13 protein-coding genes are annotated in these 13052 nt (G+C 44.4%); 2 read left to right on the top strand and 11 right to left on the bottom strand.

Translation table 11 applies throughout. From position 1 onward, the window contains the following. Positions 1-13: 13 nt before the first annotated feature. From O3644_RS07675 to O3644_RS07650, 6 genes are all read right to left on the bottom strand, one after another. Positions 14-1072 (bottom strand): AAA family ATPase, encoded by a 1059-nt coding sequence (locus tag O3644_RS07675; protein WP_371595404.1) that lies wholly within the window; start codon positions 1070-1072, stop codon positions 14-16. Positions 1073-1257: 185 nt separating this feature from the next. Next, positions 1258-1659, bottom strand: coding sequence for a DUF4430 domain-containing protein (locus O3644_RS07670; RefSeq protein ID WP_371595403.1), 402 nt, complete (start codon positions 1657-1659; stop codon positions 1258-1260). Next, entirely contained in the window at positions 1643-2125 is a 483-nt protein-coding gene (locus O3644_RS07665) for an ECF transporter S component (RefSeq protein WP_371595402.1), read from the bottom strand. Before O3644_RS07665 ends, O3644_RS07670 begins: the two co-directional genes overlap by 17 nt. Positions 2126-2209: 84 nt before the next feature. Further along, positions 2210-2650 carry a GNAT family N-acetyltransferase gene (locus O3644_RS07660; protein ID WP_148878246.1) on the bottom strand — a complete coding sequence of 147 codons (441 nt, stop codon included), beginning with the start codon at positions 2648-2650 and terminating at the stop codon, positions 2210-2212. A 14-nt stretch (positions 2651-2664) separates the two neighbouring features. Beyond that, positions 2665-5094 carry an ATP-dependent Clp protease ATP-binding subunit gene (locus tag O3644_RS07655; RefSeq protein WP_371595401.1) on the bottom strand — a complete coding sequence of 810 codons (2430 nt, stop codon included), beginning with the start codon at positions 5092-5094 and terminating at the stop codon, positions 2665-2667. Between the two features lie 4 nt (positions 5095-5098). Beyond that, positions 5099-5557, bottom strand: coding sequence for a CtsR family transcriptional regulator (locus O3644_RS07650; protein ID WP_048765325.1), 459 nt, complete (start codon positions 5555-5557; stop codon positions 5099-5101). Positions 5558-5845: 288 nt separating this feature from the next. Between O3644_RS07650 and O3644_RS07645 the strand changes: the two genes are divergently transcribed. Together O3644_RS07645 and O3644_RS07640 are read left to right on the top strand one after the other, a co-directional pair. Continuing rightward, the gene (locus O3644_RS07645) at positions 5846-6196 is read left to right on the top strand and encodes a hypothetical protein (protein ID WP_125407352.1); all 351 of its coding nucleotides are present in this window, start codon (positions 5846-5848) and stop codon (positions 6194-6196) included. A 266-nt stretch (positions 6197-6462) separates the two neighbouring features. Further along, on the top strand, positions 6463-7335 hold the full coding sequence (locus O3644_RS07640; protein WP_371595400.1) for a helix-turn-helix domain-containing protein: 873 nt from the start codon (positions 6463-6465) through the stop codon (positions 7333-7335). 109 nt (positions 7336-7444) lie between these two features. Here O3644_RS07640 and O3644_RS07635 read toward each other — a convergent pair whose 3' ends face one another. The 5 genes from O3644_RS07635 to O3644_RS07615 form a co-directional block, all read right to left on the bottom strand. After that, entirely contained in the window at positions 7445-9556 is a 2112-nt protein-coding gene (locus tag O3644_RS07635; RefSeq protein ID WP_371595410.1) for an ATP-dependent Clp protease ATP-binding subunit, read from the bottom strand. A 427-nt stretch (positions 9557-9983) separates the two neighbouring features. Next, positions 9984-10748 (bottom strand): amino acid ABC transporter ATP-binding protein, encoded by a 765-nt coding sequence (locus O3644_RS07630; protein ID WP_148878252.1) that lies wholly within the window; start codon positions 10746-10748, stop codon positions 9984-9986. Positions 10749-10760: 12 nt separating this feature from the next. Further along, on the bottom strand, positions 10761-11447 hold the full coding sequence (locus tag O3644_RS07625; RefSeq protein WP_125387943.1) for an amino acid ABC transporter permease: 687 nt from the start codon (positions 11445-11447) through the stop codon (positions 10761-10763). 3 nt (positions 11448-11450) lie between these two features. Continuing rightward, entirely contained in the window at positions 11451-12143 is a 693-nt protein-coding gene (locus tag O3644_RS07620) for an amino acid ABC transporter permease (protein WP_005591156.1), read from the bottom strand. A 21-nt stretch (positions 12144-12164) separates the two neighbouring features. After that, a complete protein-coding gene (locus O3644_RS07615) occupies positions 12165-13049 on the bottom strand; it encodes a transporter substrate-binding domain-containing protein (RefSeq protein WP_148878253.1) in 885 nt (294 codons plus the stop codon). Positions 13050-13052: the final 3 nt, after the last annotated feature.

The following is a 13052-nucleotide window of genomic DNA, read 5'->3' as shown; positions in this document are numbered from 1 at the left end:
ACCACTTTCTTTTTTAATCTGCTTGATAAATCTTGTTAATTGCTTCTTTAGCCGCCTGATAATTGTCCAAATAACTGCCAGCCAGATAGACCGTCGGAATATGAGCCAAACACTGCTCTTTCAGCTTTTTCAGATAGCTTGAAAAATCACTGCGGATAGCCTCGTCTGCCATGCTCATATCGCGAAAGCCATCGTTGACATAGGCTCCGACCGGCTCAGCAAAGAGAATCAAATCCCATTTTTCCTTGGCCAAAATACTAGCAAAGAGGTTGTCAAAGGTGTCTGTCTCCTCGTCTTGAACTGGACTTTCTTTCAGATAATAATCATAGTAGGCCTTGGTTACCAACGAATTTGTATCGGCCACGACCAGACCACGGTTGGCGCTGCTGTCAATCAAGCGGGAAGTCTGAGCGTACTGTCCCAGGAGCAGATAATAGTAGTCCTTGGGTGTCAGCTCATCATCTCGCACATTATTTTGAATCTGGTATTCCCGAGCATATTCTAGACTGACTGGAGCATCATAGAAGCGAGCCAAATCCTTGGCCAAGGTCGTTTTACCATTGCTGGCACTTCCCATAATCAGCACTTTCTTGGTAAAGTGACGGCGGAAAGGTTGGGCGATATATTTCCAATAAAGGCTAGGATTTTCCCGAATCATCGTAGCTGAAATCCCAAACTGCCGCTCCTCAAAAGAAGTTTTGAAGCCTCGCTTTTCTAACTCTGCCTGATAATCAGCCTCTCCGACAAAGAAAATCAACTCCTCGACTTCTGAATCATAGTCCACCAAGTCCAATAAAGCTGGCAACCACTGATCCCAACCCAGAGGATAGCGAGGGAAAGACGTTTCGTCTAGTTTATAAACCTGAGTCAATTCATCATCGGCGAATGTCTCCCGCGTATAACGGAATCGCTTCTGCAAAGATAAGCCTACTTCCTCGCCACGGTCACCCTGATAGCCAGAAACCACCACGCGCACTTTGTCATAAGAACGCTTAGCCTTCTGAATCAAATCGATATGCCCCTGATGCAAGGGAGCAAAGGTTCCAAAGACGATTGCAATTTGTTTTTTCATGACCTCACCTTTTTATCATTTTTTATAATTTATTCTTTCTGTGGTTTTATTATAAACTATATTTTTCTTTTGTCAATAGTTTTTTATAAGAATTTATAAAAATATTTTTCAGACACTTTAAAACTGTATCAAGGGCACAAAAAAAGAACCTAATGCCTTAAACATCAGATTCTTATTCTACAAGATTATTGCTGATAGACTTCTTGGTAGAATTCCAGCTTGTCTCCATCCTTGACAGTGATTTGATTGGCTGCCTTAGGAGCCATTTCTCCGTTGACCTTAAACATCCAGTAGAGGCCCTTTGCTTCATCCTGAGCATGTCCATCAATCGAAGTGATAAAACCTTCTTTTTCTTCGACCTTATAGGCCTTCTTCAAAGCATCCATCGCTGTTTTTCCTTCTTCAACAGCCACCGTTTTCTCGCTCTTCTCCTGACCTTCTGGTGCAATACTGATGCTGATTTTCAGTTCCTTTTTGACAGAAGAAGCAGCCGAACTAGAGCTAGTATCCGTTTTTGTTTGGCTATTGCTACAACCCACTAAGAAGAGAGCAAAGGCAAGCGTAAGTAAGCTAAAGATTTTTTTCATGATAAAGTCTCCTTAAAATAAAATACAAAATAGGATAAAAGAGCATGGTTGAGCAGGCATGAGCTAGATTGAAGCCTGCTCCTGCCGCCACATAAGTCCACCAAGGCATTTGATAAAGCAAGGCTGTGATACCATCAATCACAAGACCATAGCTAAAGGCTAAAAGCAAGGCCAACATACTCTGGCCAAACAAGCCTAGTCGCCGATACAGTAGGTACCATAGGAAAATAACCACCGTAAAGGATAAGATCTGGAAAAGAACCCATGGTCCCATTCCAAAGAGGAAAGAAGATACAAAGATACTGATAGACATGACTAGAAGAGAGCCCTTCAAGTCCTCAAAATCCACCAAGAGAAAATACAGCGCTGTAATCGGCTTGATATTGGGCAGGCCGGCAAAAGCATAACGAAGCACGACGCAGACAGCCGCCAGAAGAGCTATTCGAGCAAGATAACGAAGAGACACAGTTTCTGCCTTTCTAAACATATTCTTCAGTATGATAACACGGTTCTGATTAGCCTAGCAAGAATGCCAAGTGAATCAGCTTTTTTATGTATCCTGTCGAATCATCTCCGTTAGCCCTTGATCTCGGTAAAGCAGATCATTTCTAACTGAAAATCCCAGTTCCTGCCAAAAACGGTTGCCCAGTTCATTTCTTTCAAAAACGACCAGCGATACTTTATGGATACCAAGTCTTTTCACTGCTGACAAGGCCTGTTCGACCAGAGCTTTGCCTACTCCTTTTCTACGAAAATATGGATGGACAGCTGTATGATAAATGTACGCTCTACGTCCATCTGTGCCAACTAGAATAGCACCTATAAAGCTCTCCCCTTCCAAGGCAACCAGACAGGTCTCAGGATTGCGCTTCAAAAAGCGGGCAATCCCTTCTTCAGAGTCATCTAAGTTATTGAGCCCCATACCAGCGCAAGAGAGCCACAGCTGGTAAACAGAGGCATAATCCTTTTCTGTCATCACACGAATTTCCATTGCACACATCCTCCCTAAGCCATTTCAAATTTGAGTTGGCCACCTTTGACACCAACTTTGAGCGTTTGACCAGCTGCCAAATCTCCAGTCAGGAGCAACTCAGACAGCTTGTCCTCCACCTGCGTCTGCAGGGTACGGCGCAGCGGCCGCGCTCCCATTTCTGGATCGTAACCTTCCTGAGCCAGCAATTTCAGGGCACTAGCTTGGAATTTAAGCACGATGCCTTGCTCTGCCAGACTCCTAATCAACGGTTGCACCATAATCTTGACCACTTCCTGCATATCCTCAGCAGACAGACTATGGAAGACCACCTTTTCGTCAATCCGGTTGATAAATTCAGGCCGGTAGGTCTTCTTCAATTCTTCCAGAATGCGTTTTTCCATATTGGCCTGATCAAAGCGGATGTCACGCGCGCCAAAACCAACCGTCTTATCATCCCGCAGGGCCGTTGCCCCCAGATTGCTGGTCATGATAATGATGGTATTGGAGAAGTCCACCTTGCGGCCCTTGCTATCAGTCAACTGGCCGTCATCCAAGACCTGCAAGAGGACATTGAAAATATCTGGGTGAGCCTTTTCTACCTCGTCAAAGAGGAGGACAGAATATGGACGGTTGCGCACCTTCTCCGTCAATTCGCCGCCTTCCTCATAGCCTACATAGCCTGGGGGCGCCCCGTTGAGACGACTCGCTGCGAATTTCTCCATATATTCACTCATGTCGAAGCGAATCAGGGCTGATTCATCATCAAAGAGAACTTCTGCCAAGGCCTTAGCCAGCTCAGTCTTTCCGACACCCGTTGGCCCTAAGAACATAAAGGAACCAATTGGGCGTTTGCCGGTGCGGATGCCTGACTGATTGCGACGAATAGCTCGGCTGACAGCCGAAACTGCCGCATCCTGTCCGATAACCCGCTTGTGCAATTCTTTTTCCAAGTTGAGATATTTTTTGGCATCTGTCTGAGTCAATTTCTGCACAGGAATACCAGACAAGCGGCTGAGAGTCTCCAGGATATCTCCTTCTTCCACTTTCAGCTTGTAAACAGTTGGCTCCTGCTCTTTTGCTAGTAGCTGGCTGACTTTTTTCAGCTTTCCAGCCATCAAAGCCTGATCCACAGGCGTCAAATCCGACTGTTTATAATTCTGCGGTCCTTTGTTCTGCACAGTTGCACTGGCCTCATCCAAAAGGTCAATAGCAGAGTCTGGCAAATGCTTGCTGGTCAGATAGCGATGAGCATACTTGACCGCTGTTTCAATGGCCTGATCACTAATCTGCACCTTATGGTGATCCTCATAACTCTTTCTCAGACCTTGCAGAATAGCAATGCTGTCGGCCACAGTAGGCTCTTCAATGGTCACCTTGGCAAAACGCCGAGACAGAGCAGCGTCTTTTTCGATATGCTTCTGGTACTCTTCCTGCGTCGTAGCACCAACTGTCCGCAAGGTTCCCCGAGCCAGAGCCGGTTTCAGGATATTGGCCGCATCCAAGGTCGAGTCAATCCCGCTACCAGAGCCCATGATGGTATGCAGCTCATCGATAAAGAGGATGACATGGCCGTCTTCTTCGATGTCATTGATGATATTGTTCATCCGCTCTTCAAAGTCTCCGCGGAAACGAGTCCCAGCAACGACATTCATCAAATCTAATTCTAAGACGCGCATCTTGGCAAGTTCTGCCGGAACCTGCCCAGCTGCTACGCGTTGAGCCAAGCCAAGAGCCAGAGCTGTCTTGCCAACCCCCGCATCACCAACTAACACTGGATTATTCTTTGTCTTGCGGCTGAGGATCTGAAGCATTCGAGAAATTTCTTCATCTCGCCCGATAACTGGTTCCAGACGACCAGCCCGAGCCAGTTCTGTCAAATCCCGAGTATAGTCTTCCAGGCCACCGCTAGTTGAAGGAGGCATGCCCATCATATTCGCCATGGTTTGTTTAGCAGAGGCCGTATTTTTATTTATCGAACGGATCGATTTGATTTCCTCTCTGCCCCAGCCAGCACGCTGCTCTAAAACCTTTCGCAAATCACTGAATCGAGGGGCTGAACTCTTATCATCATAGCCGAAACCTGCAGCTTCTAACACACGAGCTGCCAAGGTCCCACGGTCAAATAGCATGGCTAGGAGCAGGTGCTCTGTTCCTAGGCTTTTAGCGTGGACGGCTTCCGCAATCTGCCCTGCTTGAGTAAAGAGTTCCTCCAAACGGTGAGAGAAAGGCAATAAGTCAAAACCACCCTTTTTTTGGTACTCTTTTCCAGTAATGTCAAAGGCTGCTTCTTCCAGTTTATCCACTTCAATAGGGAATTCATTTAGAGCCGAGCCTGCCACGCTGTAGGGATTATTAGCCAGAGCCATCAGCACCTGCCACGATTCTAAATAATCAGTAGCAAAATGACCAGCTAAGAGCTGAGCCGCCTCTAAGCTTTCTACTAAAGCTTTTGAATAATTCATATTCTTAATTTCCTTTTCTATCTAATTGCTGCAAAATTTTCCGTAACATTCTAGCTCGAATCCTCGGAGCCTCTGCTCCCAGGACAGCATCGCTGGCACTCGCTAGGAGCAGATCTCCCTCACGCTGACTAATAATTTTTTCATCAAAGAGCAGCTGCAAAATATCTGAAAAAACTGGCTGGCTGAGCGACTCACCGACATTGGCCAACAAATCAGACAGCATCTGGTGCCGATCGGAAAATTCAATCTTACCAATCCTGATATAGCCACCGCCACCGCGCTTGCTTTCGACGATATAGCCCCGACTCTCCGTAAAGCGTGTCTTAATCACATAATTGATCTGACTCGGAACCACCTGAAAAACATCGGCTAACTCACTGCGCTTCAGCTCGACCATACCCGCCTGCGCCAAAATTGTTTTGATATATTCTTCTATACTATCCGAGGTGTTTTTGATGCCCATGATATACCTTTCTATCTGTTATATCTAAAAATAAGCATTCAAGTCTTCTCTAACATTGACTATCTTTGACTATTATACCGAAAAAATCTATTTTTTGAAAGAAAAAGAAGTCCCAGAAAGCTTGAAAATATCTGATAATTCAGAGTAATGAAAAAGATTGATAGACTGAGTAAATACGATTGTAATCGCTTGCTTTTTACTTTTAAAGACTTATAATAAAGGTGTGAAAGTGTGGTGTTTACACCATCAACCGTATCCAAACAATCATCATCAAAAGGAGGTTTTCCAATGAAAATAAATTGGCTCAACTATACCCATCATGTACTTAGCTGCCTGTTTGTCACTCTGAGTATCTTGACAATTTTTTCTGCCGAGTATGTCGTTTTCCCAACGAGCCTTCTTCTAGGCTGTCTCCTCATTCCTCTGCTCTTTGAGCAGCATTTATTCAGTCGCCGAATGACTTGGAGCCTTAGCATCTTCTTTGCCATTCTTGCCTTTGCCCTTCTCTTTATCATCAAAACCAATCATATCTCCCTTAGCTATCCAGCAACAACCCTTCTTCTTTTTGTACTAGCAAGCCTGAGTTTTTCAAACTCCTTTATCCTTCACAAACATAAAGAACAAAAAACCGCTAGATAAAGCTATCCAATAAAAAGTGTGGAAGCAACATGAGCTCGAAAGAGCCATGGATTCCACACTTTTCTTATTCTATAAGGAGCTGGATGGTAGCTGAAAATTCTTAAATGATTCGCCCACGCTGCCAGCCTAAACTAGACTTTCAGAAAATTTTCTCTTCTTTATTTTCCTACTTTCATTTTCTTTTTAATTATATTATAATAGTTGGCAAACACATTTTCTAATCTAATTACTTTAAAAAATGATAGTATTCTACGAAAGAGGGCGTTATGATGGATTTGGGCCAATTGCACAAAACTACTGAATATAAGAATCAAGGGACCCCCTATTCTTTGACGCGGACCATTACGGAAAACGGCCAACCTGACATCCTCTTCCACTGGCACACAGATGTTGAAATCATTTACGTTCACGAAGGAAGTGCTCAATTTCATATCGACGATCATTATTTTAACAGTCACAAGGGCGATATTGTCCTGATTCGTCCCAATGCCCTCCACTCCATTCATCCGATTGAGCAGCAGCGTCACTACATGGATGCCATTAACTTTCATTTGGACTTAATGGGCTATTCGGCCATGGACCATGCTAGTATCCACTACTTACAGCCTCTCTACAATGGCCAACTGGACTTTGTCCATGTCATCAAGCCGACTGATCAAGCCTATAAGGAAATTCGTCAATGCCTGCTGGCTACTATGGAAACGGGTTATTGCCAAAAGAAATACTATGAATTTCAGCTCAAGGCCCAGCTCAATCAGCTCTTCTACTTGCTTTTTGAAAACGGCTATATCGTCTCCAAGGAGCTATCTGCCGAGGGCTACCGCAAGGAAGAGAAAATCCGCTCCATCATCGACTATATCAATGAGCATTATCAGGAAGAACTCTCTATTGATCAGCTGTCTGGCATCTGTGGCTACAGTCCTACGCACTTCATGAATTTCTTCAAAAAACATCTGGGTGTTTCTTGCATTGAATATCTGATTCAATTTCGCCTGCGCAAGGCTGCCGAGCTCCTCCAGCACTCTACTCTGTCAGTTCTAGAAATCTCAAACCAGTCTGGTTTTAATAACCTTTCTAATTTCAACCGACAATTTAAAAAATACTATCAAATGACACCCAGTCAATATAGAAGAAAGTAATAAAATCTCCAGTCAGCTGATTGGAGATTTTTTATCTGAATATGATTAATAAAAAAACGAACAGACTAGATATCTGTTCGTTTTACGGGATTTTGAAAGTTATAGGTAGTTATTCTGCTGATTTTTCACGAATAACCAAGACACCATCTTCCATATCTGCAGTCAGGTGCTTAGCATCTAGATTATCCAAGTGGAAGTCAGTCACCTTATCACGGATTTGCTGCTCGATGACACGGCGGAGCGGACGGACACCCATGACTTGGTCATAACCAGCATCGCGCAGGAATTCCTTAGCTGCATCAGATACAGCCAGATCAATTTCTTTCTTGCTCAAGGTTTGATTTACTTCGATCAGCATGAGATTCACAATCTCCATCAAATCTTCTTTCTTGAGATGAGAGAACTCAATAACCGCATTGAAACGATTGAGGAATTCTGGGCGGAAATAAGCTTTGAGTCGATCCATCAAATCAGGCTTTTCTGCATCCTCTTCCAAGCCCGCTTCATATCCAAAGCCAGCATTGGAAGTCGCAATGATGACAGTGTTCTTGAAGTTGACGGTATTCCCTTGACCATCCGTCAAACGACCGTCATCCAGAACTTGAAGGAGAAGGGTAATCACCTGTGGATCCGCCTTTTCAATCTCATCCAAGAGGATGATAGAGTAAGGATTGCGGCGCACACGCTCAGTCAGGGTATTGTTGTTGTCATCATAGCCGACATAGCCCGCAGTCGTACCAATCAGCTTGGAAACGGCTGTGCGGTCACTGTATTCGGACATATCCAGACGGATGATAGCATCCTTGGTACCGAACATATCTAGAGCTAGTTGCTTAGCCAGCTCAGTCTTACCAACCCCTGTCGGACCAACGAAGAGGAAGCTGCCAATCGGACGGTTGCCTTCATCAAAGCCTGCACGGTTACGGCGGATAGCCCTAGCCACAGCTTCTACAGCCTTGTCTTGACCAATCACCTTGGCTTTGAGACGGTCATTCATGCCCTTGAGGCGCTCAATGTCGCTAGCACCCATTTGAGATACGGGCACACCCGTCATCCGTTCAACAGATTCTGCTACATCGTTTACTGTAGCTGTTACCTTCATATCCTCAGTGTGATTTTGGATCTTCTTTTCCAGCTCTTCAATGCGGGTCTTGGCATTCAGAGCTGCTTCATAATCTTCTTTTTCGACAGCTGTTTCCTGCTTAGCCTTCTGCTCAGCAATCTCATGCTCAACCGCATGAACATCAGTTACTGGATGTTGGGCTGCCAAGTGGGCAGCAGTCACATCGACCAGGTCAATCGCCTTGTCTGGCAGGCTTCGTTGTGGAATATACTGAACAGAGTAGTCCACAGCCGCTTTCAGCACTTCATCTGGCAGGATGACATTGTGGTGCTTTTCGTACAAGTCCCGAATGCCTCGAAGGATCTGATAGGTATCTTCGGCAGATGGTGCATTGACCTTAACTTCATTGAAACGACGAGCCAAAGCAGCATTTTTAAGGATAGTATTGCGATACTCGTCCTGAGTGGTAGCCCCGATAACGGTCAGCTCACCGCGAGAAAGCGCTGGCTTAAGAATATCCGCCAAGCCCTTAGAACCGCTATCTCCTCCTGTGCTACCTGCTCCCAGAATTTGATGGATTTCATCAAAGAAGAGGATAATGTTGCCAGCTTCCTTGACTTCATTGACCAAGTTTTGGATATTTTCTTCAAAGCTACCACGATATTGGGTACCAGCTTCCAGACCGGAAATATCAACAGAAATAATTTCCTTGTTCTTGATAGCCGCCGGCACATCACCATTAACGATAGCCTGAGCCAAACCTTCTACGACAGCTGTCTTACCAACTCCGGCGTCTCCGACCAATACAGGATTGTTCTTGGTCCGACGAGAAAGGATTTCTGCAGTTTCTTGGATTTCCTTATTGCGTCCAATGACCGGATCTAACTTACCATCACGCGCTTCTTGAGTCAAATTGCGACCTAGCTTAGCCAGAATGCCATCTTGCTTAGGCCCATGCGCTCCAGCTTGCACATCCTGTTCGCCAACCACCTGACCAGGGAGCTTGCCAGTAGCTCGGTACTGAGCAAACTCTTCCGGTGCGACCTCTCTACCATTGATCAAGTAGCGTCGATGTTCGCTGTTGTAGCCACCCATGCTCCCCATGAGTTGGTTGAAAAGGTCGTCCATACTGTTAAAATTGTTGTAATTGTTGTTCATCATTTTTCCTCACTTTTTATACGTTTTTATATCATTTTTTCATTTGCTAAAGTCTCAGATAAGAAATTTCTTCCTTATCTACTATAAATATTCATTTGGGAGATCTTCTCCTATCTATTACTTTACATAACTTATTCGATTTCCAAAAATTAAGACTCCTTCAGTCTCTTGTTTTATGGATGAGTCGGATCTATTTCAGAAGAATTGATGTTACATAATTTTTAATCCTCCCAAAAATAATCGCCTACTGGCTATATCCTCATCTTCTGAATAAATTCTGTGTAAACTTTTTGTTTACAGTTGTAATTATACATCCTTTTTACCCCCTTGTCAATAGGTTTTAATAAAAAATTTACATAATTTTTTAAAAATCAAAAAACTTCCTCCACACTAAAATATGGAGAAAGTTTCTCTATTTTGATACAAGTTAAATCATATACTCTACACTATAGCTGGCATCCGACAGAATGCGGGACAGAAACTGCTTAGTTCGCTCTTCTTTGGGACTAGTGAAGAATTCCTGCGGAGGATTTTCTTCGATGATGTGACCTCCGTCCATAAAAATGACATGGTTGGCCACATCACGGGCAAAGCTCATCTCGTGGGTCACAACGACCATGGTCACTCCCTCCTGAGCCAGCTGTTTCATGACACTGAGAACTTCACCGACTAGTTCCGGATCTAGAGCCGAAGTTGGTTCATCCAGCAGGATGACATCTGGCTTGACAGCAATGGCGCGGGCAATCCCAATCCGCTGCTGCTGGCCGCCCGATAGCTGAGAAGGATAATAGTCCTTGTAAGCTAAAAGTCCAACGCGCTTCAAGGCATCTTCCGCAATCTCAAGCGCTTCTTCCCTCGGTATCTTACGAGCGATCACTAAGCCCTCTAAGATATTTTCAAGGGCTGTTTTATTGGCAAAGAGATTATAATGTTGGAAGACAAAGGCTGTCTTTCTACGAATTTCCAAAATCTCCTTTTTGCTAAGTTTAGCCAAATCATAGTCCTTACCAGCCAAAGTCAGCTGGCCGCCATCCGCTTTTTCTAAGTGATTCAGACAGCGCAGAAAGGTTGTTTTCCCAGAGCCTGAGGGACCAAGAATTACCACAACGTCGCCTTGATTGACCCTGAGACTGACATCTGCCAGCACCTGTTGCTCTCCAAATCGTTTGGAGATATGTTTTACTTCTAACATAATCTTTCCTTCCTAAGCAAGAGCGTAGCGCTTTTCCAAGCCCCTAAACATCCACTGAATCAAGCCACAGATAATGAGATAAATAACAAAAATTACTAAGTAAGACTCTGAATACTGGTAAGAATGAGAGGCTTCGACCTTAGCCAAAGCTGTAATATCCTTGACCGTCATGACAAATACCAGTGAGGTCCCCTTAACCAAATTGATAACCAGATTGGCGAGATTGGGCAGGGCAGAACGCAGAGCCTGAGGAAAAACAATCCTCCGATAAGCTTGAAAATTCGTTAACCCAATCGCCTGAGCTGCTTCTAACTGTCCTTTATCCACTGTCAAAATAGCAGAGCGCAAGATTTCCGATAAACTCCCTGTTGTCATCAAACTATAAATGATGAAAGCATAGTAAAGCGGATTGAACTTAAAGACATCTACCTGACTGCCTAGACTTTTGAAAAATTGATTCAGCAAGCTAGGAAATAGACTGTAGAAAAAGAGGATAAGTAAAATGGGCGGCGTTGCCCGAATGAAGGCCAGATAAACCACCGAAAAGGTCCGCACACCTCGAACTTTATAAATCTGCCCCAGAGCTAGAAGCAGAGCCGGAATAAAGCTGAGTAGAATAGCCACCACCATAATAATTAGGGTTACCGGTATGCCTTTCAAAGTAACCAGAAAGGTATTTACAATATAATTCAAATCCATGCTTTACCTCTCCTTGACTGTCAGACTTTTTTCCAGAAGCTGGGAAGCTAGCGAAACCACTAGGGCAATCCCCCAGTAAATCAAGGCCACCGCTGTATAGGTTTCTAGGGAATAATTGCCCAGATTCCGGCTGATGAGATTTTGCCCCGCTCCCATAACATCCACTGCCCCAATCGTATAGGCCAGCGCAGCATCCCGCATGAGATTAAGAAAGGCGGTAGTCAAATTGGGCAGGGCAATACGAAAAGCTTGTGGCAGAATAATCCGAAGAAAAGTCTGCACTGGTGTCAAGCCAATACTGAGTCCTGCCTCGGTCTGTCCCTTGGGAACAGCAAGATAGGCTGCCTTGAAGACTTCTGCAATCATGGCCGCAAAGAGCAGAATCATGGTAATGATGACAAATACGGTCCGTGACCAATTGTTGATATCCAGTCCCAACCACCATTTTAAAAACTCTGGAATGCCATAGAAGACCAAGAAGAGCAAGACAATAGGCGGTGTACACCGAAGGATAAATATATATCCTCTAGCCAGACCAGCAAAAGTCGGCTCCTCCACAACCTGAGCCCAGGCCAACAGACCACCTAGCAAGGAGCCAATTAAAACCGTCACGAACATAATCCATAAAGTAGTCGGCAAGGCCTGTAACAAACCAGGCAGCAGGCCAAAAACACGGGACAAATCATAAGCGACCATACGGTCTCCTTTCTCCAGCTTTTAGTCTTTATCTACATAAGAAAAGACATCTTCACCAAAGTATTTTTCCGATAATTTAGAGAGTGTCCCATCTTTTTCTAGCTCTTTAATAGCCTTTTCATAGGCTTTGGCAAACTCTTCATTCTTTTTATCTTTATGAATGAGTGGATAGGTAGGGATACCCTTATAAGGGAACCAGCTCAACTGGTCCGCATACTGATGATAGGAACCTACCTTGTCTGTGACAGCTTTTTCAAAGGACAATTTGATATCAAAGAAGGCATCATAGCGACCTTCCAAGACCCAAGCATAGGCATCCGATATCTGAAAAGACTCTGCTGCGGTCAACTCAATTGGACTAGCATTGTGCTTTTTGTTGTACTCTTCAATCACTGTCCATTGAGCATTCTGTGGTGAAATCGGCACCAATTTCCCTTTTTCTTTGGCAAAATCATCAATATTTTTAAATTTATTTGCGTCTGCTTTTCGAATGGTGAAGCCGATGATACTAGCTCCGATAGGACTTTCTGGAATGATGAACTTCTTAGCCCGCTCTTCCGTGTACCAAGCTCCCTTGGTTCCGATATCATATTTCCCAGATTCCAAACCAATCAAAAGATCTTCGTCACTGGTGCCAGTATATTCGAACTGATAATCTGGCAATTTTTCATCAATGGCCTTGAGTACAGCCACTTCATAGCCATCTGACTTGCCTTTTTCGTCCAAAAAGTCGTAAGGAACGTAGTTTTGCGTATGAGCTACTTTTAAAGTCGTGACCTTGTCACTGCCTGATGTCGAACTACTCGCCTTGCTGGATGAAGCCCCCGTCAAGGTCCGTCCCAAATAAGTTCCGGCAACAATAGCAATCACAGCTACTCCACCGATAATCCATTTTTTCTTACTCATTCT

Origin of the sequence: Streptococcus sp. 27098_8_113, assembly GCF_041432545.1 — a bacterium.
GTDB lineage: Bacteria > Bacillota > Bacilli > Lactobacillales > Streptococcaceae > Streptococcus.
The sequence above is the reverse complement of the archived record's forward strand: the minus strand, read 5'-3'. Positions and strand labels throughout refer to the sequence as shown.

Excerpts from the sequence above, each read along its gene's own strand:
- O3644_RS07675 (WP_371595404.1), bottom strand. The coding sequence starts at position 1,072 with ATGAAAAAACAAATTGCAATCGTCTTTGGAACCTTTGCTCCCTTGCAT.
- O3644_RS07670 (WP_371595403.1), bottom strand. The coding sequence starts at position 1,659 with ATGAAAAAAATCTTTAGCTTACTTACGCTTGCCTTTGCTCTCTTCTTA.
- O3644_RS07660 (WP_148878246.1), bottom strand. The coding sequence starts at position 2,650 with ATGGAAATTCGTGTGATGACAGAAAAGGATTATGCCTCTGTTTACCAG.
- O3644_RS07655 (WP_371595401.1), bottom strand. The coding sequence starts at position 5,094 with ATGAATTATTCAAAAGCTTTAGTAGAAAGCTTAGAGGCGGCTCAGCTC.
- O3644_RS07650 (WP_048765325.1), bottom strand. The coding sequence starts at position 5,557 with ATGGGCATCAAAAACACCTCGGATAGTATAGAAGAATATATCAAAACA.
- O3644_RS07645 (WP_125407352.1), top strand. The coding sequence starts at position 5,846 with ATGAAAATAAATTGGCTCAACTATACCCATCATGTACTTAGCTGCCTG.
- O3644_RS07640 (WP_371595400.1), top strand. The coding sequence starts at position 6,463 with ATGATGGATTTGGGCCAATTGCACAAAACTACTGAATATAAGAATCAA.
- O3644_RS07635 (WP_371595410.1), bottom strand. The coding sequence starts at position 9,556 with ATGAACAACAATTACAACAATTTTAACAGTATGGACGACCTTTTCAAC.
- O3644_RS07630 (WP_148878252.1), bottom strand. The coding sequence starts at position 10,748 with ATGTTAGAAGTAAAACATATCTCCAAACGATTTGGAGAGCAACAGGTG.
- O3644_RS07625 (WP_125387943.1), bottom strand. The coding sequence starts at position 11,447 with ATGGATTTGAATTATATTGTAAATACCTTTCTGGTTACTTTGAAAGGC.
- O3644_RS07620 (WP_005591156.1), bottom strand. The coding sequence starts at position 12,143 with ATGGTCGCTTATGATTTGTCCCGTGTTTTTGGCCTGCTGCCTGGTTTG.
- O3644_RS07615 (WP_148878253.1), bottom strand. The coding sequence starts at position 13,049 with ATGAGTAAGAAAAAATGGATTATCGGTGGAGTAGCTGTGATTGCTATT.